This window comes from Streptomyces sp. NPDC001544 (genome assembly GCF_042894285.1).
Lineage (GTDB): Bacteria > Actinomycetota > Actinomycetes > Streptomycetales > Streptomycetaceae > Streptomyces.
The window spans coordinates 561,147-582,762 of record NZ_JBIAVN010000002.1; the positions used below are offsets into that span (position 1 = coordinate 561,147).

The 21,616-nt window shown below is 73.4% G+C and carries 12 protein-coding genes; 5 read left to right on the plus strand and 7 right to left on the minus strand.

The genetic code is table 11. The features are described from left to right. The first annotated feature begins 454 nt into the window (after window positions 1-454). The gene (locus ACFY0F_RS07935; RefSeq protein ID WP_388790568.1) at window positions 455-1,477 is read left to right on the plus strand and encodes a glycoside hydrolase family 3 N-terminal domain-containing protein; all 1,023 of its coding nucleotides are present in this window, start codon (window positions 455-457) and stop codon (window positions 1,475-1,477) included. 6 nt (window positions 1,478-1,483) lie between these two features. Here the strand turns inward: ACFY0F_RS07935 and ACFY0F_RS07940 are convergent, their stop codons facing one another. Next, window positions 1,484-2,845, minus strand: a complete 1,362-nt coding sequence (locus tag ACFY0F_RS07940; protein ID WP_388790571.1) for a 6-phospho-beta-glucosidase — start codon at window positions 2,843-2,845, stop codon at window positions 1,484-1,486. Continuing rightward, window positions 2,842-3,594, minus strand: coding sequence for a DeoR/GlpR family DNA-binding transcription regulator (locus ACFY0F_RS07945; protein WP_388790574.1), 753 nt, complete (start codon window positions 3,592-3,594; stop codon window positions 2,842-2,844). Before ACFY0F_RS07945 ends, ACFY0F_RS07940 begins: the two co-directional genes overlap by 4 nt. Before the next feature lie 330 nt (window positions 3,595-3,924). Here ACFY0F_RS07945 and ACFY0F_RS07950 point away from each other — a divergent pair, with 330 nt between their 5' ends. From ACFY0F_RS07950 to ACFY0F_RS07965, 4 genes are all read left to right on the plus strand, one after another. After that, complete coding sequence (locus tag ACFY0F_RS07950; RefSeq protein ID WP_388790578.1) at window positions 3,925-5,202, plus strand: extracellular solute-binding protein; 1,278 nt, start codon at window positions 3,925-3,927, stop codon at window positions 5,200-5,202. Window position 5,203: 1 nt separating this feature from the next. Beyond that, a complete protein-coding gene (locus ACFY0F_RS07955; RefSeq protein ID WP_388790580.1) occupies window positions 5,204-6,262 on the plus strand; it encodes a carbohydrate ABC transporter permease in 1,059 nt (352 codons plus the stop codon). Next, window positions 6,259-7,092: a carbohydrate ABC transporter permease gene (locus ACFY0F_RS07960; RefSeq protein ID WP_388790582.1), complete on the plus strand. Its 834-nt coding sequence runs from the start codon at window positions 6,259-6,261 to the stop codon at window positions 7,090-7,092. Before ACFY0F_RS07955 ends, ACFY0F_RS07960 begins: the two co-directional genes overlap by 4 nt. Before the next feature lie 269 nt (window positions 7,093-7,361). After that, complete coding sequence (locus ACFY0F_RS07965) at window positions 7,362-9,071, plus strand: SulP family inorganic anion transporter (protein WP_388790585.1); 1,710 nt, start codon at window positions 7,362-7,364, stop codon at window positions 9,069-9,071. Between the two features lie 142 nt (window positions 9,072-9,213). Here the strand turns inward: ACFY0F_RS07965 and ACFY0F_RS07970 are convergent, their stop codons facing one another. The 5 genes from ACFY0F_RS07970 to ACFY0F_RS07990 all read right to left on the minus strand — a co-directional run bounded on the left by ACFY0F_RS07970 (window position 9,214) and on the right by ACFY0F_RS07990 (window position 21,601). Continuing rightward, entirely contained in the window at window positions 9,214-10,929 is a 1,716-nt protein-coding gene (locus tag ACFY0F_RS07970; protein WP_388790587.1) for a hypothetical protein, read from the minus strand. Beyond that, the gene (locus tag ACFY0F_RS07975) at window positions 10,926-14,456 is read right to left on the minus strand and encodes a DUF5682 family protein (protein ID WP_388790591.1); all 3,531 of its coding nucleotides are present in this window, start codon (window positions 14,454-14,456) and stop codon (window positions 10,926-10,928) included. The genes ACFY0F_RS07970 and ACFY0F_RS07975 overlap by 4 nt, the downstream gene beginning before the upstream one ends. 5 nt (window positions 14,457-14,461) lie before the next feature. Then, the gene (locus ACFY0F_RS07980) at window positions 14,462-15,631 is read right to left on the minus strand and encodes an AAA family ATPase (protein ID WP_388790593.1); all 1,170 of its coding nucleotides are present in this window, start codon (window positions 15,629-15,631) and stop codon (window positions 14,462-14,464) included. Between the two features lie 103 nt (window positions 15,632-15,734). Beyond that, window positions 15,735-20,750 carry a hypothetical protein gene (locus tag ACFY0F_RS07985; RefSeq protein ID WP_388790596.1) on the minus strand — a complete coding sequence of 1,672 codons (5,016 nt, stop codon included), beginning with the start codon at window positions 20,748-20,750 and terminating at the stop codon, window positions 15,735-15,737. Next, complete coding sequence (locus ACFY0F_RS07990) at window positions 20,747-21,601, minus strand: DUF4132 domain-containing protein (protein ID WP_388790598.1); 855 nt, start codon at window positions 21,599-21,601, stop codon at window positions 20,747-20,749. Before ACFY0F_RS07990 ends, ACFY0F_RS07985 begins: the two co-directional genes overlap by 4 nt. Window positions 21,602-21,616 lie beyond the last annotated feature (15 nt).

Consider the following 21,616-nt stretch of genomic DNA (forward strand, 5'->3'; position numbering starts at 1 on the left):
GGCGGTTCGGTGCGGTTGTCTGCCGCCGCACCGGTCCGCCGCGCACGCCCTCCGGGGGCGAACAAATGCCCAATAACGTACGGTGTGGGGGATGCAGCAAGCCGGGCTCGCCATGACAGAAGCGGCTGCGCAGCACGCGGCAGCCCGGCTCGTCCACGCCGGGAGAGAAAGCATGACGATACGTGTCCGGCAGCAGCCCAGGAGCCGCCGCACAGCCCTGCGCACCGGGGTCCCGCTGATCACGCTGGCGCTCGCCGTCACAGGCTGCGGTGCGTCAGCCGCGCCCGGGGGAACAGCCCAGTCCCCCCGATCCCCCTCTGCCAGCCATGGCACACGGGACCCGGGCTCCGCCAGTGCGCTGCCGAGCCGCACCAGCGGCGACGCCGCCCCGGCCCCCGCGAGCACCGTCCCGTCGACACCGGCCGCCACCTGCACCGATCGGTACCTGTCCGGCATGACCGCCGCTCAACGAGCCGGACAGCTCCTCATGGGGGGCATCTCCGCGGCCCAGCCGTCCCAGGCCCAGCTGCGCACTCTGCGCGACAACCATGTGGGGTCCGTCATGCTGACCGGCCGCAGCACCGCCGGTACGACGGCTACCAGAAGGCTCGTCGACGGCTTCCGGGGCCAAGCGGACCAGGTCGCGGGCCGGCGGGTCGGCCTCCTGGTCGCGACCGACCAGGAGGGCGGCCGGGTGCAGGTGCTCCACGGCCCCGGCTTCTCGGCCATGCCCAGCGGCCTGACCCAGGGCAGCTGGCCGACCGCGACGCTGCGTACCCAGGTCGCGGGATGGGCCGAGCAGCTCAAGGCCGCCGGGGTCGACCTGAACCTGGCACCGGTCGCCGACGTGGTCCCGGCCGCTCTGGGCACCCGCAACATCCCCATCGGTTCCTTCCAGCGCGAGTACGGCCATACCGCGGACACCGTCACCTCCCACACCGGGGCCTTCGCCGCCGGTTTCGCACAGTCGGGCGTGATGACCACGCTCAAGCACTTTCCCGGGCTGGGCCAGGTGATCGGCAACACCGACACCACCGCGAACGTCGTGGACTCGGTGACGACCGCCGACAGCTCCAGCCTCACGCCGTTCCGGGCCGGGATCCGGGCAGGAGCACCTTTCGTGATGGTCTCGTCGGCCACCTACACCAGGATCGATCCCAGCCATCTGGCGGCCTTCTCACCGACGGTCATCGAACACCTGCTGCGCGGCCGGTTCGGCTTCAAGGGAGTGGTCATCTCGGACGACCTCGGGAACGCGGTCGCGGTACGCTCCTTCAGCCCCGCCCAGCGGGCCGTGAACTTCGTCGCGGCAGGCGGAGACATGGTCCTCACGGTGCAGCCGAGCACCGTACCGGCGATGGCACAGGCCATCCAGACCCGGATGCGGCAGGACGCGACGTTTCGGGCCAAGGTCGACGACAGCGTGCGCCGGATACTCGACGCCAAGCGCCACGCGGGCCTGCTCGACTGCCGCTGAGAGTCGTCACCAGCCCAGGTAACCGAGTTCGGGGAAGTGCCGCTGGTAGGCGTCGAGGAGACGCTTCGCGACGATGTACGAGTCGATCAGCGGGTGGATGGTCAGTGCCTTGACCGCGTGGGCGCGGTCGGCGGTGGTGGCGGCCTGGATCACCGCCCGTTCGACGGCCTTGACCGCGTGCACCAGGCCCTGGCCGTGGTCGGGCAACGGGGCTCCGGCGATGGGCCGGGCACCGTTGGCGTCCACGTGGCAGGGGACCTCGACGACGGCGTCGTCGTCGAGGACGGGGATCCGGCCGCGGTTGCGGACGTTGAGGACCAGCGTGGTGCGCTCGTCCAGCGCGATGGCCCGCATGAGGGCGAGCGCCACCTGCTCGTACCCGCCGGACTCCAGATCGCAGGAGTCCCGTTCGCCCATGCCGACGGCGTCGCGGTTCTCGGCCATGTAGGTGGATTCGCGCTCCAGGCGGGTGGCGTCCCACGCGTTCCAGGCGGCGCGGGGAGCGGGCGAGTCGACGCCGACGGTGTCCATGGCGTCGTAGAAACGCTGCTGCTGGGAGTGGAGGAAGGCGCCGCGCGTCTGTCCCAGGGCCCGCGCGGCGCCGACCGACTCGCGGTGGAAGTAGTAGTAGTGCAGGTACTCGTTGGGCAGTGCGCCGAGCGTGCGCAGCAGATCGGCTCCGAAGAGCTTGCCCTCCTCGAAGGAGGTCAGCGCGGCCTCGTTCCCGAACAGTGACGGCAGCAGGTCCCGGCCGTCGGCGTACAGACCGCACAGCCAGCCCAGATGGTTCAGGCCCACGTAGTCGAGGCGGGTGCGCGCCGGGTCGACGCCCAGCGCTCCGGCCACGCGACGGCCGAGACCAACCGGAGAGTCGCAGATCCCGATCACGCGGTCGCCCAGGCGGGCGGTCATGGCCTCGGTGACCATGCCGGCGGGATTGGTGAAGTTGATGACCCACGCGTCGGGCGCCAGGGCGGCGATGCGACGGGCGATACCGAGCGCCACCGGGATGGTGCGCAGCCCGTAGGAGATGCCGCCCGCGCCGACGGTCTCCTGGCCCAGTACGCCTTCCTCCAGGGCGATCCGTTCGTCCGCCGCCCGTCCGGCGAGCCCGCCCACGCGGATGGCGGAGAACACGAAGTCCGCCCCGGTCACCGCCTCGTCCAGATCGGTGGTGACGGTGACGGCGGGCGGATCGGGGTGCCCGGCCGCCTGGTCGGTGAGGACCTTGCGGATGGTCGTCAGCCGGGAGGCGTCCAGGTCGTACAGGGTCACGTGGGTGACACGTTCTTCACCGCGGTCGCTCAGCAGCGCCCGGTAGACCAGCGGGACCCGGAAACCTCCGCCGCCCAGGATCGTGAGTCTCATACTTCGACCACCTCAACTCCCGCCTCACGCAGTCGATTACACGTCTTCTCGTCCCCCGGGGCGTTGGTCACCACGATGTCCAGCTCCTCCGGGCCGCACACCCGGGCCATGCCGGTGCCGGGGAACTTGCCGACGTCCGCCAGCAGGACCACCTGTGCGCTCGCGGAGATCATCGCCCGTTTCACGGGAACCTCGACGGCGGTGGTGTCCAGCACCTGGCCGTCGGGGCGGACCCCGCTGGTGCCGAGGAACAACCGGTCGGCGTGGATCTGCCGCAGGTTGTCCTCCGTGAGGAAGCCGACCAGCGAGCGGTAGTCGCGCCTGACCACGCCGCCCAGCAGGATCAGCTGGATGCCCTTGTCGTCCTGGAGTTCCTCGTAGACGGCCAGGTTGCTGGTGATCACGGTCAGCGTGCGGCCGTGCAGGTTGCGGGCCACCCTGAGGGCTGTGGTGCCGATGTCGAGCAGGATCGTCTCGCCGTCCCTGACCAGGTCGGCGCACCACACGGCCAGCGCGTCCTTCGCCTCGACCCGGACCATGGCCACGTCGGCGAAAGGGTCGTCCTCACCGTCGAGGGGCGCGGCGCCGCCGTAGACCCGCTTGAGCAGTCCCTCGTCCTCCAGCTGCACGAGATCTCGCCGGATCGTGGCCTGACTCGCACCGATCTTTTCGGCCAAGGAGACCACCGTCGTAGGCCCGTCCGCACGCAGGAAGCGCAGGATCAGCTGGTGCCTTCGGTCAGAGAGCATGCGCTGACCATACTCGCGAACTCGCCAAACTCAAGCAAAGTCGCGCATGAATGTCTCGATACCTGCTTGCCTCTTGTCAAAGCTGCGCACCGGGTGCAATCTCTTGCGTAATTCGGAGCCAGATCCGGACCCCACTCCGGTCGAAGCGGATCAACGGTGCATTCCGCCGTCAAGACGCGTCGGCACCGTCCGAGAGGACCAGGTCAAAAGCCCCGGGTGGCTGAAGAGTTCCCACCACGCCGATGCTTTTCAGCCATCCGGTCTGCCCCATCCCCCTCGTAGCCCACGACCACAGGTCCTGTCGGACACGCCGAAAACTAGGAGAAGATCGTGGACCTTTCCCGCAGACGATTCCTTCAGGCCGCCGCACTGACGGCCGCCACGGCCGGCGCCACCGCGGCATGCGGTGGCCAATCCGGTTCGAGCGGCAGCAAGCACAGCAAGAACCTGACCCTCTGGTACTGGTCCGGCGGCCTGAGCGACAAGGTCGTCGCGGACGCCAAGAAGCACTTCTCCGGCGTCACCCTCAAGACCGCCGTGGTCGGTGGTGACTTCAAGACCAAGCTGCTCACCGGTCTGCGAGCCGCTCAGAGCGCCCCGGACATCACCGGCATCAAGGGCGAGGACATCGCCTCCTTCCTGCCCAACGCGGACCGCTTCATCGACCTCAAGACGGTCGGCGCGGACAAGCTGATGCCGCATTACCTGTCATGGAAGCTGAAGCAGGCCACCACGCAGGACGGCAAGCTCATCGGCTTCCCCATCGACATCGGCCCCTGCGCCACCTTCTACCGCGAGGACCTGTTCGCGAAGGCCGGACTGCCCACGAGCCCGGCCAAGGTCTCCGCGGAACTGTCCACCTGGGAGGACTACTTCAAGGCCGGTGTCGAACTGCACAAGGCCCTGCCCAAGACCTTCCTGGTCAACAACATCAGTTCGGTGTTCACGATGATGATCGGACAGGGCACCAAGAGGTTCATCGACGAGAACAACAAGTTCATCGGCGACCAGGACCACATCCGCACCGCCTGGACCACCGCGGTCAAGCCCTACACCCTGGGCATCGACGCCAAGATCAACGACAACACCTGGAACGCGGCCATCAGCAACGGCACCCTCGGCACCGAGATAGGCGCCGCGTGGCACGCCCTGGACATCAGCAACGCCGCCCCGCACACCAAGGGCAAATGGCGGGTGGCGAACCTCCCCGGCGGGCCGTCCAACCTCGGCGGTTCCTTCCTCGCCATCCCCGCGACCAGCGGCAACCCCGAAGAGGCATTCAAGATCATCGCCTGGATCCTCAACCCCGGGAACGAGGCCCGCGGTTTCACCGACGCGGCTCTCTTCCCGACCGCCCCGGCCGCGTACAAACTGCCCGCGCTCACCGGTGGCGACCCCTTCTTCGGTGGTCAGAAGACCATCGAGATCTTCGGCCCGGCGGCGGAGAAGATCCCCGCCGCCTACGAGGCCCCGGCCGACGCGGCGGTCTCGGCGCCCTACTTCAGCGAGCTGACCACCATCGAGGCCAAGGGCAAGGACCCCGACCAGGCATGGAAGGACGCGGTCAGCCAGGCCAAGCAGATCGCCCAGCGCCAGGGAGTGAAGTGACATGACGTCAAGCCCGGTAGCCGGCCCGGCCCACACCGGACCGTCCTCCGGATCCGGCACCGGTCCCGCCGGCGGGCGGGCTCCGGGCCGCCGCACAGGCGGCCCGGGCCGGCACGGCCGCCGGATCCGGCCGGTGTCGGCCGGGGCCCGGCCCGGGCCGCGGCGGCGCGTCGCCCGGTTCTGGCCGCAGTACCTGGCGATCTCGCCCTACTACATCCTCTTCTCGGTCTTCATGCTCTTCCCGGTGATCTACACCGTGTACCTGGCGTTCCAGAAGTGGGACGGCATCGGGGCGATGCATTTCGTCGGGTTCCAGCAGTTCCGCTTCCTGTGGGACGACCCGGTGTTCTGGTTGTCCATCCGCAACACCCTGATCATCTGGGTGCTGTCGACCGTGCCGATGCTCTTCATGGCACTGGTGCTGGCGGTACTGGTCAACTCCACCCGGCGGTTCACGGCCCTGTACCGGGTCGCCCTGTTCATTCCGAGCGTCACCTCGCTGGTGGCCATCGCGATCTTCTTCGGCGCGATCTTCAGCAACAACTTCGGTCTGATCAACGCCATCCTGAGGGCCCTGCACCTGTCGGCCGTGCCCTGGATGAGCAACGAGTGGACGATCAAGCTGGTGATCGCGGCGCTGATGACCTGGCAGTGGACCGGTTACAACGCGATCATCTATCTCGCCGGCCTCCAGGCGATTCCCTCGGAGCTCTACGAGGCCGCCAGGATGGACGGCGCCGGCCCGGCGCGGATCTTCTTCTCCATCACGATCCCGCTGCTGCGGCCCATCATCCTGTTCACCGTGGTGATCTCCACGGTCACCGGCCTGCAGAGCTTCACCGAACCACAGGTGCTGTTCGGCAGCGAGGCGGCGACCAATCCCAACTCCGGCGGGCCGGGCCAGGCCGGTCTGACCACGTTGCTCTACTTCTACCACCAGGCCTTCGACAACAACGACTTCGGCTACGGCGCCGCGATCGTCTGGGCCTTCTTCCTGCTGATCCTGCTCATCGTCCTCATCAACTGGCGCCTGGTGCAGCGTAAGGAGCCACGGTCATGAACGGCCTGTACCGCAAGCGTGTCCGGGGGCTGAGCGTCCATGCGCTGCTGATGCTCGGCGTGGTCATCTCGGTCTTCCCGTTCTACTGGATCGTCGTCATGGCGACGAACACCTCGCAGGACATCTACAGCTACCCGCCGAAACTGTGGTTCGGCGGCAACCTGATGACCAACCTGCGGCACCTGTTCGAAAAGATGGACTTCTTCGGGTCGCTGCTCAACACGGTGATCGTCGCGGTCTGTACGACGGCGCTGGTGCTGTTCTTCGACTCCCTGGCGGCGTTCGCCTTCGCCAAGTACGACTTCCCGGCCAAGAAGTTCCTCTTCGGCGTCCTGCTGTCGATGTACATCCTGCCGACCCAGCTGGCGATCATCCCGCAGTACGAGATCATGGCTCAGCTGGGCTGGCTGGGCACCCTGCAGGCGCTCATCGTGCCGGCCGCCGCGAACGCCTTCGGCATCTTCTGGATGCGCCAGTACACCAGCAGCAGCGTCCCCGACGAACTGCTGGACGCCGCCCGCATCGAGGGCGCCGGGTTCTTCCGGCTGTACTGGAACGTGGTGCTGCCGTGCGTCCGCCCGGCCCTGGCGTTCCTCGGGATCTACACGTTCATCGGCGCCTGGAACGACTACATCCTGCCGTTGGTGATGCTGGTCAACCCCGACCGTCTCACCCTCCAGGTGGCGCTGGCCCAGCTATACGCCGGCCACTCCACCGACTACAGCATGGTGATGTCCGGGGTGCTGCTGTCGGTGATCCCGCTGCTGCTGGTGTTCGCCTTCTTCGCCCGCGGCTTCATCGCCGACGCCACCAAGGGCGCCCTGCGCTGAGGCGGTGGTGATCCGCCCGCTCGGCACGTGCGCCGGCGAGGACCGGCGCTCGGCCGGGCGCAGCGCGGCCCTGGAGGGCGGGTGGGAGCGCCTCCCGGCCGGCTCGACCGTCTTACCGTGCCTGATCGTCGGGGGGGGGCCGAGGCGCCGGACGGCGTGGTTTCACCGTCGGGACGGGCGTCGAAGCCAGGGCGGCGGCGGGAGATCGCGCACCATGATCCCAGCCGCCCCGAAGGCGGACGATGCCGGGACGTGGCGGAAGGAACCCGATGGCCGAGCAGAGGGGCGGGCACGAACCGAGGTGGCGCCGCCTGGCACCGGGGATCGCCGCGGCGGCCGGTTACCGTCGCTCGTGGCTGCGTGGCGATCTCCTCGCCGGAGCTACGGTGGCCGCATACCTCGTGCCGCAGGTCATGGCGTACGCGGGCGTGGCCGGGCTGCCGCCGGTCACCGGGCTCTGGGCGATCCTGCCCGCCCTGGCCCTGTACGCGCTGCTGGGTTCCTCCCGGCTGTTGTCCGTCGGCCCGGAGTCGACGACCGCGCTGATGACGGCCACCGTGATCGGCCCGCTCGCCGCGGGGGACCCGGGCCGGTACGCCGTAGTGGCGTCCACCCTCGCGATCACGGTAGGCCTGCTGTGCGTGGCGGCCCGGGCGGCCCGGCTCGGGTTCGTCGCCGATCTCCTCTCGCGGCCCGTCCTGGTGGGCTATCTGGCGGGCGTGGCCTGCATCATGATCGTCGACCAGTTGCCCAGGGTCACCGGTGTACGGACGACGGGGAACGCGTTCTTCCCCCAGCTGTGGTCCTTCGTGCGGCACCTGTCGCAGGCGCATGCGGCCACCGTGATCCTCGCCGCCACCGCTGTGGGCTTCCTCTTCGCCGTGCCGCATCTCTTCCGCGTACTTCCCGCCCCCCTGCTGCTGGTGGTGCTCGGCACGGCGGCCGTGGCCGTCTTCGACCTCGACGACCGTTACTCGATCGAGGTGATCGGGGAAGTGCCGTCCGGGCTGCCGGGGTTCCGGTTGCCGGACCTCGCCGCACTGCCCCATCTGGTGCTGCCCGCGCTCGGCGTACTCCTCGTCGGCTACACGGACTTCATCCTCACCGGCAGGGCCTTCACGGACCGCACCGACGGCCGGGAACTCGACGCAGACCAGGAACTGCTGGCGTTGGGTGCGGCCAATCTCGGCGCGGGAATGCTGCAGGGCTTCCCGGTGAGCAGCAGCGCCAGCCGCACCGCGCTCGCGTCCTCCGCGGGCGCCCGCAGCCAGGCGTACTCACTCGTCGCCGGTGCGGCCGTACTCGCCGTCCTGCTCTTCCTCAGCCCTCTGCTGTCCCGCACACCGTCGGCCGTGCTCGGCGCACTCGTGGTCTACGCCGCCATCCGCCTGATCGACGTGGCGGGCTTCCGACGGCTCGCGTCGTTCCGCCGACGGGAACTCATGCTGGCACTCGGCTGCCTGGCCGGCGTACTCACCCTCGACATCCTGAACGGGGTGCTCGTCGCCGTCGGCCTGTCGGTGGCCGAGCTGCTCACACGGGTGGCCCGCCCGCACGACGCCGTGGAGGGCCTCGTCCCCGGCGTGGCGGGCATGCACGATGTGGACGACTACCCGCAGGCTCGGACGATCCCCGGCCTGCTCGTCTACCGCTACGACTCCCCCCTGTTCTTCGCCAACGCGGAGAACTTCCGACGCCGGGCCCTGGCGGCCGTGGACGAGCAGACGGGCGCGGTGCGCTGGTTCGTTCTCAACGCGGAGGCCAATGTGGAGGTCGACATCACCGCGCTGGACGCCGTCGACGCACTGCGCGCGGAACTGGTCCGGCGCGGCGTGGTGTTCGCCCTCGCCCGCGTCAAACAGGACCTGCTGGACGACCTGGACGCATACGGCCTGACGGACTCCGTGGGCACCGACCGGATCTTCCCGACACTGCCGACCGCCGTGGCCGCCTATCGCCACTGGGCGCAGTCGCAGTAGTCGCCGGCCCGCACGCGCGGGGGCATCCCCGCCGCGGGGCACCACCGGCCATCCTCCGCGGCGCGCTCACCACCCTCGACGGCCCGGCCTAGGGGACGTCTTGTCGATCAGCTGGCTCGACAGATGATCGACAAGACGTCCCCTAGGCCCACGCCGCGGCGCACAGCGCGCGGTCCACCTCCTCCGTGTAGAGCGCGGCGGCGAGCCAGGCGCGGGCGAAACGGTCCGTGTCGGCCGGCAGCAGCCGGCCGAAGGCGTCGCGACCGCGGTCCGCGGCGGCGGACCGGAGCTCGTCGAGCAGATCGCCCGCCGTCGCCAGACCGTGGTCGCGCAGTCGGCGACCGTCGCCGCCGCCCTCCCCGGGGAAGGCCAGCACGCGCCGGCCCCCCGAGGCGGCCTGGTGGACGCGGCGGCGCAGCAGATGCAGCGGGGGCTCGTCCGGTGCGGCCACGGGGAGGGAGGCGGCCGAGGGCGCCTCGGTGGGCAGGTCGGCGCGCTGGAGGCGGTCCAGACCGAGGTCCACACGCGTCCCCGCGGCAGTGGGGTGCTCCGTGGCGAGCAGCAGGGCCCGGGGCTGCGGGGCCGGGACGAGGCGGGCGACGATCCGCAGCCGGCTGCCCCGGGCGGCGGCCAGCAGACGGAGGTTGTCGCGGTCGGGAAGCGCGGGGTGGTCGTGGGCGGCGGCCAGCCGGAGCATCCGTCCGCCGCAGTCGGCCAGCAGACAGTCGCCCGCCGCCTCACGGACCGTACCGGCGAGGGTGACCTCCAGGAAGAGCAGATCGTGACCGCCCTCGAGGGCCCGCCGGACCTGGTCGCCGACGGGCACGGCCCACAGCCGGTCGAGGGGCTCACCGCCCCAGTCGGCACCGGACGCGCGGACGGCCCGTACCCCCGCCCCCGCACCCAGCCGTCCCGTCGGCGACACCGTCGCACCGGACACCGCCAGCCCGGCACGCGACAACTCGCGGTGGGTGAGGGTCGTGTCACCGATGCGCACCGCACGGTCCGCCGCGCCCACCGCCCGCCCGGCGCCGCCCGGGGCGACGTCGGAGACCGTGTGAAGCCGGCCGTCGGCGTCGGCGGTCCAGGTGACGGCGCCCGCGTAGCCGGTCGCCGTCAGGACGGGTTCGGAGAACAGACCGTACAGGCGCAGTGAACCGTCGGGTGTGTACGGCTGCCGCACCGTGCCACGCAGGGCCGCGAGTTCCGGGCCGGTGGCGGCGGGCAGCCGGTGCGCCACGGACAACGCCTCGCGCAGGTCGGCGACGAGGTCGGTCAGCCGGTACGCCGGATCGGCCGCGCGGGCCGCGCGCACCGCCGTGACCGCGGAGACCGCCGAGGCGGCGGCCCGGGGCAGACCCGCCAGCCGCGCGGTGTGCGCGGCGCGCAGCAACTCCGCCTGGAGCACCGCGCCCGCGCCGTCCGTGCCCGCGTCCAGCACGGCCGCCGCCGCTTCACGCACCGCCCGGGCGGCGGCGCACTGGCCGGGGGTGGCCGTCCCGGGCTCCGCGGGCACCTCCTGCCCGGCGGGGGAGGGGGGCACCGCCTCCGTGGGGCCGGACGGTCCTGGTTCGGCGACCGGCGCCGCCGAAGCGGCCGCGGCGCGGTGCAGGCAGGCGGGGGCGAGCAGGCATCCGCAGCGGATCGCGTCCGCGCTGCCCACCAGGCCGCCGGGCGCGTGCAGTTCCAGCTCGGTGTCGTCGTCGAGGGCGATGCGCACGAGGTCGCCGTCCACGACGACCGGCCGGGCGGCCAGCTTGGTGACGCCCGCGTCCAGCCGACCCCGCAACCGGGGCGACAGCGCCCCGACGAGTTCGGCGGTCACGGACGGCGCGACCGGAGGCAGGTCCGGGTTCATGAGATCTTCTCCCCTACCCAGCGGGCGAGTTCGAGCGGGCTGAGGGCCGCGACGGGCATCCCCGCGGCGACGAGCTGTCCCGCGACGCCGGTCGAGTACCGGGGCCGGCCCGTGTCGTCGAGGCTCGCGCAGCCCAGGACATGACAGCCGGCCCCGACCAGGGCACGGACCTCGGCGAGCAGCCCGCCGAGCGGATAGCCCTCCTCGAAGTCGCTGACGACCACGACGAGGGTGCGGGACGGCACGGTCACCAGCTCGCGGGCGTGCCGCAACCCCGCCGCGATGTGCGTGCCGCCGCCCACGCTCACCTCGAGCAGCAGCGACAGCGGGTCCTCGACATGGTCGGTGAGGTCGATGACCTCGGTGGAGAAGGCCAGGAAGTGCGTGGACAGGGTCGGCACCCCGGCCAGCACGGAAGCCGTGAGAGCGGCCCAGACCGTGGACGCCTCCATGGACCCGGACACGTCGGTGACCAGGATCAGCCGCCAGTCGGCGGCCAGGCGGGCACGGGTGCGGAAGACCGGCCGCTCGGGGACGACCTGGACCGTGCCGTCCGGTCCGCGCCGCGCGGTCGGCAGGTTGGCGCGCAGCGTGCGGGCCAGATCGAGGCCGCCGCCCGGGCGCCGACTGGGGCGGGGCAGGACCGTGCCGTGCAGGGCGGGGCGCAGCCGAGTGGCCAGCTGCCGGGTCAGCGCGTCGACCAGGCGCCGCACCAGCGGCCGGAGTGCGGCCAGCCGGGCCTCGGGAAGCCCGCCCGCATGCCGCAGCACACTGCGCAACAGGTCGACCGAGGGCCGTACGGCGTCGGGGTCGAGCTCGGCGAACACGTCCCGTCGGCCTGCCGCGGCGGCCGCCGCCAGCACCTCCTCCCGGATGCCGGGCCCGAACAGCGCCGCCAGCTCCTGCGACCACTCCCGCACTCCGGGATACGGCGCCTCGCGCCCGCCGCCCCGGCCCGCTCCGGTGAGGTCGCCCCGGCTGCCCTCGCCGCGTCCGCTGCCGTACAACTCGTCCAGCGCGGTGGCCAGGGCGGCCGCATCCCGGGGCAGGCGGTCCGTGCGGCGGCCCAGCAGCAGACGCCAGCGGTCGACGGGGGCGAGCCGGTGGTCCTCGCCCGGCGTGTCCGACGCTGCGGACACGCCGGTTCCTGAGGCGCCGTCGGCCGGCCCGCGCCCGTCCGTGACACCGGGCGGCGGAAGCAGCCCCAGCGTCCGCAGCACCTCGCGGGCCGCCAGGTCCGCGCGCGTCCACGTGGCGAGGGCCGCCGGGCCCACCTCACCGGTGTCCGCCACACGGCTGCTGTCCAGGCGCTCCTCGACACCGGCCAGAAGCCGGTCCCGGGCGGCCGGACTCAACGTGTCGAAACCTCCCCGCAGTGCGGGCAGCCGGTCCAGGAAGTCCTGGTCGGACAGCTCCGACACCCGGGCGAGCAGGGGCTCCAGTGCGGGCGGCGCGGCCTCCAGGAGCTGGCCGGCGGCGGTCAGCAGCCCGGTGAGCCGGGCGGTCAGCGCGGACCGGGACTGCGGATCGCAGGCGGTGTCCACCCAGGAGGCCACGCGTCCGCCGAGCGCCTCCGCGTCCTCGTGGCCGAGCAGGACGCGTACGGCCCCGGCGGCGCCGCGCATCAACGGGGAACCGTCCGCGGCCAGCCGGGCGAGGGCGTCGGCGAGCCGGATGCCGCCCAACCGGTCGGCGCGGTGGGCGAGGGCCAGCAGGGCGTGGGCGTCGGCGGGGTCCTCCGATCCGGTGAGCCCGTCCACCTGGCGCACCGCGGCGGCGGTGAGCGCCTCGGTCACGGCCGCGGCCCGCGCCGTACGCTCCTCGTCGGCACCGAGCCCGGCGATGTGCCCGGACCGCAGCCGGTCCAGCAGGGCGAGCCCGGAGAGGAGTTCGGGCAGCGTCCCGGCCTGCGGCAGCACCTCGGCGGTGTCCGTGAGCCGCTCGTCGGCGAGGCCGGGCAGCCCGCACTGAGCCGCCTGCTCGAGACCGCTCAGGGCCTGGGCGGCGGTGGGCCCGCCCTCGTCCCGCTCCGCGCGCCGACGCTCGCGCAGCAGGCCCTCGACGGCCTGCGCCGGGGTCACCCCGCGCACTCCCGCCGTGGCGAGCACGGCCGCGGAGGCCGGCGTCCAGCGCACCTCCCAGCGCGAGGTGAGCGCCTCCGCGCCGCCCGCGCCGACGACCTCCTTCGCCTCCGCGTACGGCACACCGCACACCGTCAGCCGGCGCAGCAGGAGTTCGCGGCGCCGGTCGAGGTCGGAGCGGAGCGGGTCGAGGCGCAGGTCTCGGGCCGCGCCGGACGCGCCGTCCTGCGGCCCGGGCAGCCCCAGAGCGGACAGCTCCGCCTCCACGGCGGGGGCGAGGCCACTGCGCGGCGCGCCGGGTGCGGGGCGTCCGCCGCGCGTGCCCACGAGCACCTGCTCCATGGCCCGGGCGACGGCCCGTCCCCGGCCGTACGGCTCGCCCTGGGCCAGCACCGTCTGCACCGCCTCGACCAGCTCGCCGCGGCCCGCCGCGGGCAGTCCGCGCAGCCGCGCGAGGTCTCCGGCGAGCCGGCTGATCTCCCGGGCGTCGGCGGGCCCCGACGGATGGCCGAGCGCACGCAGCCGGGCGCACACCCGCACGGCCGCGCGGGTCAGTGCCTCCTCCAGCGCGGCCGGATCACCCGCCGCGTCGAGGACCAGATGCTGCCACTCCGGGTCCCGGATGCCCGCGGGGTAACCGGAGCGTTCGTCCAGCAGCGCGTAGGTGTACGGGATGAGCGAGGTGGTCCAGACGGGGCCGTCACCGGTCCCGGCCGGCGTGGCACGGTCCGGTGCGGCCTCCTCGGGCGAGGGCAGCAATGCCGGTGCGTGGAAGGCACCGACGACCACGGCCGCCCGCTCGCCACCCGCCGTGGCGTCGGCCAGGCGGCCGCGCATCCACCGCTCGCGCCGCAGGTCCACCTCGGGGACCCCGCCCGACCCCGCCGCGTCCTCGCGCAGCGCCCACCCCGCGAGCAGCGCGGCCCGGCGCACCGCCTCGGGCGGGGAGCCCGGCGCGGTGGCCTCGACGAGACGGTCCCACAGGTCGTCGCCGGGACGGCCGGTCAGCCGGGACCGCAGGGCGCCGACGAGTCCCGGCCCGGCTGCCCTGCCCTGGTCACGCCGTTCCTCACCCCACGCCCGGTCGCCCAGCGGCAGATCGCAGGCGACGACCGGGATCCCGTGCCGGGCCGCCCAGCGGACGGCGGCCAGTTCCGGGGAGAAGTCGGCGAAGGGGTAGAACGCCGGACCGCCGCCCGAGTCGCCGGGCGCGGCGGCGAGTGCGACCGGGGCCCGGGTCTCCTCGTGGCCGAGCCAGGGCAGCCACTCCTGCAACTCGGCGGGGAGTTCGACGAGCAGCACGTCCGGCTTCGCCGTATCCAGCAACGCCGGCACGACCGCGGCCAGCGAGGGCGAGTGGTGCCGTACGCCGATGAGGTAGGGCGCCACCGGACCGGTGAGGGCCGCGACGGCTTCGTCGGGGGACAGCAGAGGGGAGAGGGGCACGGCCGTCAGCCCTCCAGGACCGTGCGCAGGTCCCACAGGGTGCGCCAGGTGGCGGACCCCTGCTCGGCGCGGCGGCGCACGGGGCCGTCCCAGTAGCCGCGCAGCCGGGCCGCGTCGGCCGGGTCGTCCTTGCGGACCACGCCGAGCAGGTGGCCGGGCAGCAGCCCGAGCACGTCGCGGTCCCCCGGGAAGTAGGCCGCGGCCAGCCCCAGCGCGCCCGCGACGGACACCGCTTCGGCCGTGCTCATCACCGTGGAGGGCCGCTCGACTTCCCAGCCCTCCGCCGAGCGGCCCTCGCGCAGGTCACGGAAGGCGGTGACCAGGGCCTCCAGGACGGCGTCGTCCACCTGGAACGGCGCCCCGGCCCGCTCCACGGCGGCCCGCGCCTGCTGACGCACCAGCGCGGTCTCCGCGTCGAGGTCCGGAATCGGGCCGACCGTCTCGAAGTTGAAACGCCGCTTGAGCGCGGCGGACATCTCCGAGACACCCTTGTCCCGCAGGTTGGCGGTGGCGATCAGGTTGAAACCCGGCGCGGCGTGCGCGAGGGCGTCCTCGGTGCCCGTCAGCTCCGGGACCGCGATACGCCGCTCGGAGAGCAACGACACCAGCGAGTCCTGCACTTCGGGCAGGCATCGGGTGACCTCCTCCACCCGGCCGATGGCGCCCCGGCGCATCGCGGCGAGCACGGGCGAGGGCACGAGCGCCTCCCGGCTGGGTCCCTTGGCCAGCAGCAGGGCGTAGTTCCAGCCGTACTTGAGCTGGTCCTCGGTCGTGCCCGCGGTGCCCTGCACGACCAGACCGCTGGTGCCGCACACGGCGGCGGACAGCAGCTCGGACAGCATGGACTTGGCGGTGCCCGGCTCGCCGACGAGCAGCAGACCGCGCTCACCGGCGAGTGTGACCACACACCGTTCGACGAGCGCCCGGTCGCCGACGAACTTGCCCTCCACCACCAGCCGGCGCGGCACCCCCTCGGCCACCTGCGCACCGTCGGGCAGCCGCAGCGCCCGGCCGTCACTGCCCATGACGAACGTGACGACGGCACGCGGGGTGAGCCGCCAGGCGGGCGGACGCGGCCCGTCGTCGTACGCGGCGAGGAAGGCCAGTTCGGTGGCGAACCGGTCCTCGGGCGGGACGATCTGCCGGGTGGCGTCGGGGACGAGGGTGGTGGTCATCGGCGGCGGTCCTTCGGGGCGCGGGTACGGAGGGTGGGCGTCGGCCGCCCGTCACGGGCGCTCATCGGCGGCCCGGTGGGCGTCGGTCGCTCGTCACTGGCGTTCATCGGCGGTGCCCCCTGCGTGTGGCCCGCGTGGTCAGCTCCTCGTACGCGGGGGCGTCGCCCGCGCGCACCCGGTCCCAGGCGCGGGCGAACAGCGCGGGCACCGGGAGCAGCGGCACGGCACGGTGGTGCGGTGGGACCGGGTACAGCCCTTCCTTCCAGGTCTCCACCGGCAGCGCCGGGGACTTCAGGTCGTACCAGCCGCAGGGGAGGAACAGGGTGCGCCCGGCGCGCGGGCGCTTGGCCTCGACGACCAGGCCGGTGCCGGCCAGTTCGGCACGGGCCCTCTTCAGCCGGGCGGGCTTCCACCCGGTCCAGCGGGCGCAGTTGCGGTCCGTCGGGTCGGGCAGGGCCAGCAGTTGCAGGTAGAGCGCCGCCGCGTCCTCTCCCAGGCCGTGCGCGGCGGCGACCTCGGCCACCAGGGCGGGAACGCTGACGCCCGGATCCTGGGCGTGGCCCGCCGGCCCGTCGCCGCCGGCCGCGACGGCCAGGGCGAGTTCGTCGCCGAGGACCGTGCGCAGGGCCCGCAGGCCCTCGCCGCGCGCGGGCCCGACCAGGCCTTCGAGGAGCAGCAGGACGTCGTCGTCCGGGCCGGTGAGCGCGGCCGGGCGGACCAGGACGCTCTCGCTGTCCCCGTACCAGGGGCGCAGGACGAGCGCCTCGCCCACCCGGGTCCGTCCGTGGGGGTCCGCGCCGCCGGTGGCGGGCAGCCCGTACGCCTTGCGGAGCTCGACGGCGGTCGGCCCGCCCTTCTCGGCCCAGGCGACGTCCAGGTCGAGCAGCAGCTCGGAATCGGTGAGCCGGCGGCGCAGCGCGGCCAGACCGTCCGGCAGGGCGGCGCGCAGCGGGTGCCCGTACGGCAGCCAGTAGGCCAGCGCGGCCAGGGCGGTGACGGCGCCGGTGAGGTCGTGGCGGCCGGGGATCGCGGCCGGGTCCGACCAGACGAGGTCGCCGTCCTTGTCCGGCCGCAGGACCGTGGTGCGGCTCAGCCAGGGCGTGCGGCCCGGGTTGAGCACCTGCTCGGCGGCACCGGCGCCCACCGGAAGCTCGGCGGCGAGCTCCTCGGTCAGGCGCACGAGCGAGCCGTGGCGCTCGGCCCACACCCGGCCGGCGGCCCCGATGTCCGGACCCGAGACCCACAGGTCGGCCGGATCCTCGGGCAGCAGGGCGGCGACGAGCGACGTGCGGCCGTCCACGCCGAGCGGGGCCAGCATGCGGTTGCCGAAGTCGAGCTGGCGCGATTTCAGCCCGATCGTGGCCAACACCTCCGCGCCCGGACGGTCCGGCAGTCCGGCGAGCAGCACGGTGGCCTGCACGGGACCCAGTCCGTCACGTGTCCCGGCGGCGAGCGCGGCGGGGGCCTGCGGCCACCAGGGCATGGCGCCCTTGTCCCGGATCAGCCGGGTGAGCGTGGCCAGCCGGTCCGCGGAGATCTCCGGCGTGTGCCGGGTCTCCCGGCCCAGGGTGAAGTGGGCCACGGCACCGAACGCGCCGGCCGGGTCGTGGTCGAGGGCCAGCCAGTTGACGCGATCGTGGTGGACGTCGATGCTCTGGCAGCCGAGGATCACGACCGTGCGGCCGGCCCGGCGCAGCACCTGACCGGCCCGCTCCTGCTTGTCGTGCGGTTCGCTCAGCACGATCTCGCGGAGCGTGTCCCCGGACGCGGTGACGAGCGGCCCCTCGGTCAACGCTTCGAACAGCAGGAGCAGTGCCTCCCGCTCGGTGTCGGGCAGGGCGGCACAGGCGGCGCGGTAGGCGAGCGGCCGCAGCACGGACAGCAGGTTCGTCCACACCATGCCGATGCCGGGAATCGTGTGCTCATCGGTGTGCCAGCCGTCGCCGAGCGCGGCGATCCGCTCACGGTCCGGCAGCGGTTTGCCGTCGGCCGGCCTGCCGGACAGCACGTGGTTCACGGACCGGATCTGACGCAGCGCGCTCCACCGCTGGCCGCCCCACCACGAGCCGAGGTGGGCCAGTCCGGCGGAGGCCGTGGACAGCGCGCGGTCGTCGCCGAGTTCGGGACCGTAGTCGGCGAACATGCCCTCGGTCCGCCGGCGGTCCGGCCGAGACCGCTCCACGGGCGGTGCCGCGAAGGCAGCGGCCGACTCGGCGATCCGCAGTGCCGTACGCACGAGCGCGGCCACGCCGATGAGTATCCGCTCGTCGACAACGCCGGGCAGGGCGCGGGCCACGGCACGCCGGGCCACCACGTCGGCGGTCGGCACGGCGGGCTTGGTGCCGGCGGCGTCGGTGGACGACCCGGGACCACCGGCCCGGGCCACCTGCTCCAGCCGCTCGGCCAGTGCCTCGGCCGTCACGCGCAGTACCCCGGCCGTCTGTTCGTCCGTCAGGGCGCGCAGCACGGCCGACGACCGCTCGTCGCGGGGCCGCAGGGCGTGCCAGAAGGCGACCGGCGGCACGAACCGGGTCCCGGCGGCGAACTCTCCGCCCTGCTCGTGCAGGGTCACCCGGCCGAGCACCCCGGCGGCGGAGGTGTCCTCGCCGGCGTACAGGAACACCGTCCGATGGCCTTGCCCGACGACCGGCTCGGCGCCGCCGGGCAGCCGCAGCGCGCCGAGCGGCACCCGCCGCCATCCCCGCTCGACGGGCAGGCTGACGGTCCGGCCATCGGGGGTGCCCGCGGTCGTCACCTCCTCGGCGCCCTTCCCCTCCGTGCGCACCCAGCGGCCGAGGACCGTGCCGTCGGTGCCGAACGGGCTGTTCTCCAGGCCCGGTTGCAGCGGCAGGACCTCGCAGTCCCCAGGCAGCAGGGAAGCGTCCTCGCGGATGCCGGACCGCAGGAAGGCGGGCAGTGAGGCGCGGCCGTGAGTACCGGTGGCCGGGTCGTACTCGAGCCACACCGTCTGCCTGCCCTGTCGACCCTGCCGCCAGTACGTCGTGCCGTCGCCGAGGACGGCACGGCCGGCCGGCAGGACGGTGTCCCCGGCGTGCAGCGTGCGGCCTCCGGTGGCCCGGCCCCCGCCGGGCAGCGGGATCGAGGGGGTGTCGGTGTAGCCGCCGGACCAGTAGCTCGGCAGCTGCTCGCCGGCCAGCGGGAACACCTCGGACGGCCGGGCCGACCAGTAGCCGGACTGCTTGCTGCCCTGCCGCCACATCACCAGCAGCTCACCGTCGGTGTACCGGAACCGGGGGCGCTGCCAGCGGTCGAGGTCGTCGGGCAGCCGCAGTTCGTGCTCGAGCAGGATCCCCTCCGAGCCGACGACGACCGCCTTGTGCTTGCGGGCGAGGATCAGCGCGGGCCAGGCCTCGGTGACGGTGAGCGTGTTGTCCTCGCCCTTCCTGGGCTTGCCGTCGAGCAGCCGCAGCCCCTCCTCCAGAGCGGGCCAGCCCAGCTCGTCCAGGATGCCCGCGCGCAGCGTACGGCCGAGCAGCGGCGCGACCGCGTGCCGCGCGATCCGGGCGACGGCTTCGGGCGCGGCCTGGAGAGCGACCGACCGGAAGGGACGCAGCCGGTCGAGGGCGGTGCGGGCGCCGGGCAGGCCCACCGCGCGGGTGAACTCCCCGGCCGCCTCGTCCAGCCACTCGCGCAGGACGTCACCGAGCACGGGATGGGCGGCGAGGGCGGCCAGCACCTCGGCGGTGACCTGCCGTCCGTTGCCCAGTGTGCCGATGGACCCGTGCAGCAGGCGCCGCAGCCGCGGGTCCGCCGCGGTGGCGACCAGATCCCGCCGTCCGGGCGGCGCGGTGTCGGGCAGCCAGCGCTCCAGGGCCAGGTACACGTCCACTTCGGCGTCGGGCACGGCGAGCGGGACGCCCTCGGCCGCGCACAGGTCCAGCAGGTCGAGGTCCGCACCGGCGTGCCAGCGGCCGCTGAACAGATCGACGGGCCGCCCGGCGGCGCGCAGCCCCGGAGCCATCCGCGCGACGAGCGCCAGGGTGGCCGGTGAACGCCGGGTGTAGGCGCTGCCGTGCTTGCGGTGCAGCGCCCAACGGCCCAGCCAGTCGGCGGCGTCGACACCGGGCCCCGTGCCGTCGCCCGCCTCGTCCACTCCGGTCAGCAGTCCGTCCGCGCCGCACTCCGCCAGCAGCGTGAGCCAGAACTCGTCGTCCTCGACCGCCCGGCCGAGCCCCGCCGGCATGATCTCCAGCAGCCGCGCCCGGACCGCCGGCCGCTGTTCGGCGAGGACCGGCAGGGTGGCGCGGTAGGCGGTCCAGAAGGAGGCGGGGGCGCGCACGGCGGCGGGCGAGGCGAGCAGGTCGGCGAGGAGAGCGCACTCCTCCGTCACCCGGTCCAGGCCGGCCGCCCTGATCAGACCGCGCGCGTCCTGCGGCAGGGAGGCGTACGGCGGCATCCCGGCCGCGCAGCGCTCCACGGTGAGCTGCCGGAACTGCGCCCACGCCGCGACCGGGTCGAGCCGTCGCGCGAGATCCTTCACATGCTCCTTGAGCGCCTTGACCGTCAGCGCCCCGGCGAAGGCGAACTCCAGGAACACCGCCCGCTGCCGCTCCTCGTCGACCGTCAGCGCGTGCACCCGCTCGGCCTCGCGGGCCTTGCCGAAGAACGCGGCGGCGTAGGTGGTGTTCTCGTGCTGCAGGAAGACCCGGGCGGCCTGCTCGTAGAAGGTCGGCAGGAAGTGCGGCACGGCCCGGCCGAGCCGCACGCCGAGCGCCTCGAAACCGTCCTTGGCGTTGCCGGGGCGGGACTTGGCCTGGCGGGCGAGCCGCTCGACGTCCTTGACCAGGGCCAGGGCGTGGTGCCCGTTCGCCGGGTCGTTGACCAGCGCCCAGGCGGGGAAGCCCAGGGTCTCCCGGCGCACCTGGCCGACCTCGGGTGTCTCCGCCTCCCGGGCCAGGCCGAGGAACTCCAGCGCGAGGTCCTCCGCCTCGCCGAGGGTGCCCGGCACCAGCCGGACCACCTGACGATCGTCCAGGGCGGGGTGGGTGTAGGTGCGGACGGTGAGGGTGTCGGCGTCCTCGCGGGCGGTGCTGCCCGGGGGCAGGACGGCGCCGGAGTCCAGCAGCGCGGCGATGGTGGTCTCGTCGTACGTCGTCATGCCGCCCGCTCCTCGTCTTCGATGTCGCGCCCGGCGTACAGCGCGGCCGCCATGCGCATGCCCTCCGACCAGGCCACCGGGCCGACCCGAGCGAGCTTCAGCGCCCGGCCCGCGGTGTCCGTCCACATCAGCGGCCCGGTCTCGGTCTCCTCGTAGCCGTCGTAGTCGCCGATCCACACCCGGGCCTCGACGCCGCGGCCGTCCTCCAGCACGGAGTACACGCAGTTGCCGCCGCGCACGCGGTAGCCCAGCTGGGTCGCCCTGCCGTGCAGGAAGCGCAGTTCCTTGAACGAGCCGCCCGCGTAGTCCTCGACGTGCGTGCTGTCGCCGTCGACGGCGGCGGGGCGGGGGAACACCTCGCGGAAGAGCTGCTGGGCCCGCTGCTCCACGCCGAGTTCCACGGCGAACTCCCGCAGCTCCTCCAGCTCCTCGAGGAGCACCGGGTGCGGGACACGGACGAGGTCGGGGGCCACGCGCACGGTGTCGCCGTCGAGGTCGACCAGGCCGAGGCCGCGCTCGCCGTCGGCGTCCCGCAGGAAGCCCGCGACCGCGCCGTCCGCGTCGGTGACCACCAGGTCGCGCAGGGCGGACCGCCAGGCCGGGTCCGGCCACACCCGGGCGATGACGGCGAGGGGCACCGGGAGCGAGCGGACCATCCACCGCTCGACGTCGGCCAGGCACTGGCGCTCGTGCCGCTCCAGCCACTCGGCGAGCTGCCGCAGCCCCACCACCGACGGATCGTCGGCGAGCTTCGCGGGGACGGACTTCAGCCGCCGCCCCGACGCGTTGCGGCACACCACCTTTCCGCCGTCCAGGGCGACCTCGTAGTCGCCCGCCTGCACCCACCCCATGCGTGCCTCCCCGCA

Excerpts from the sequence above, each read along its gene's own strand:
- ACFY0F_RS07990 (WP_388790598.1), bottom strand. The coding sequence starts at position 21,601 with ATGGGGTGGGTGCAGGCGGGCGACTACGAGGTCGCCCTGGACGGCGGA.
- ACFY0F_RS07935 (WP_388790568.1), top strand. The coding sequence starts at position 455 with ATGACCGCCGCTCAACGAGCCGGACAGCTCCTCATGGGGGGCATCTCC.
- ACFY0F_RS07955 (WP_388790580.1), top strand. The coding sequence starts at position 5,204 with ATGACGTCAAGCCCGGTAGCCGGCCCGGCCCACACCGGACCGTCCTCC.
- ACFY0F_RS07960 (WP_388790582.1), top strand. The coding sequence starts at position 6,259 with ATGAACGGCCTGTACCGCAAGCGTGTCCGGGGGCTGAGCGTCCATGCG.
- ACFY0F_RS07965 (WP_388790585.1), top strand. The coding sequence starts at position 7,362 with ATGGCCGAGCAGAGGGGCGGGCACGAACCGAGGTGGCGCCGCCTGGCA.
- ACFY0F_RS07980 (WP_388790593.1), bottom strand. The coding sequence starts at position 15,631 with ATGACCACCACCCTCGTCCCCGACGCCACCCGGCAGATCGTCCCGCCC.
- ACFY0F_RS07970 (WP_388790587.1), bottom strand. The coding sequence starts at position 10,929 with ATGAACCCGGACCTGCCTCCGGTCGCGCCGTCCGTGACCGCCGAACTC.
- ACFY0F_RS07985 (WP_388790596.1), bottom strand. The coding sequence starts at position 20,750 with ATGACGACGTACGACGAGACCACCATCGCCGCGCTGCTGGACTCCGGC.
- ACFY0F_RS07945 (WP_388790574.1), bottom strand. The coding sequence starts at position 3,594 with ATGCTCTCTGACCGAAGGCACCAGCTGATCCTGCGCTTCCTGCGTGCG.
- ACFY0F_RS07940 (WP_388790571.1), bottom strand. The coding sequence starts at position 2,845 with ATGAGACTCACGATCCTGGGCGGCGGAGGTTTCCGGGTCCCGCTGGTC.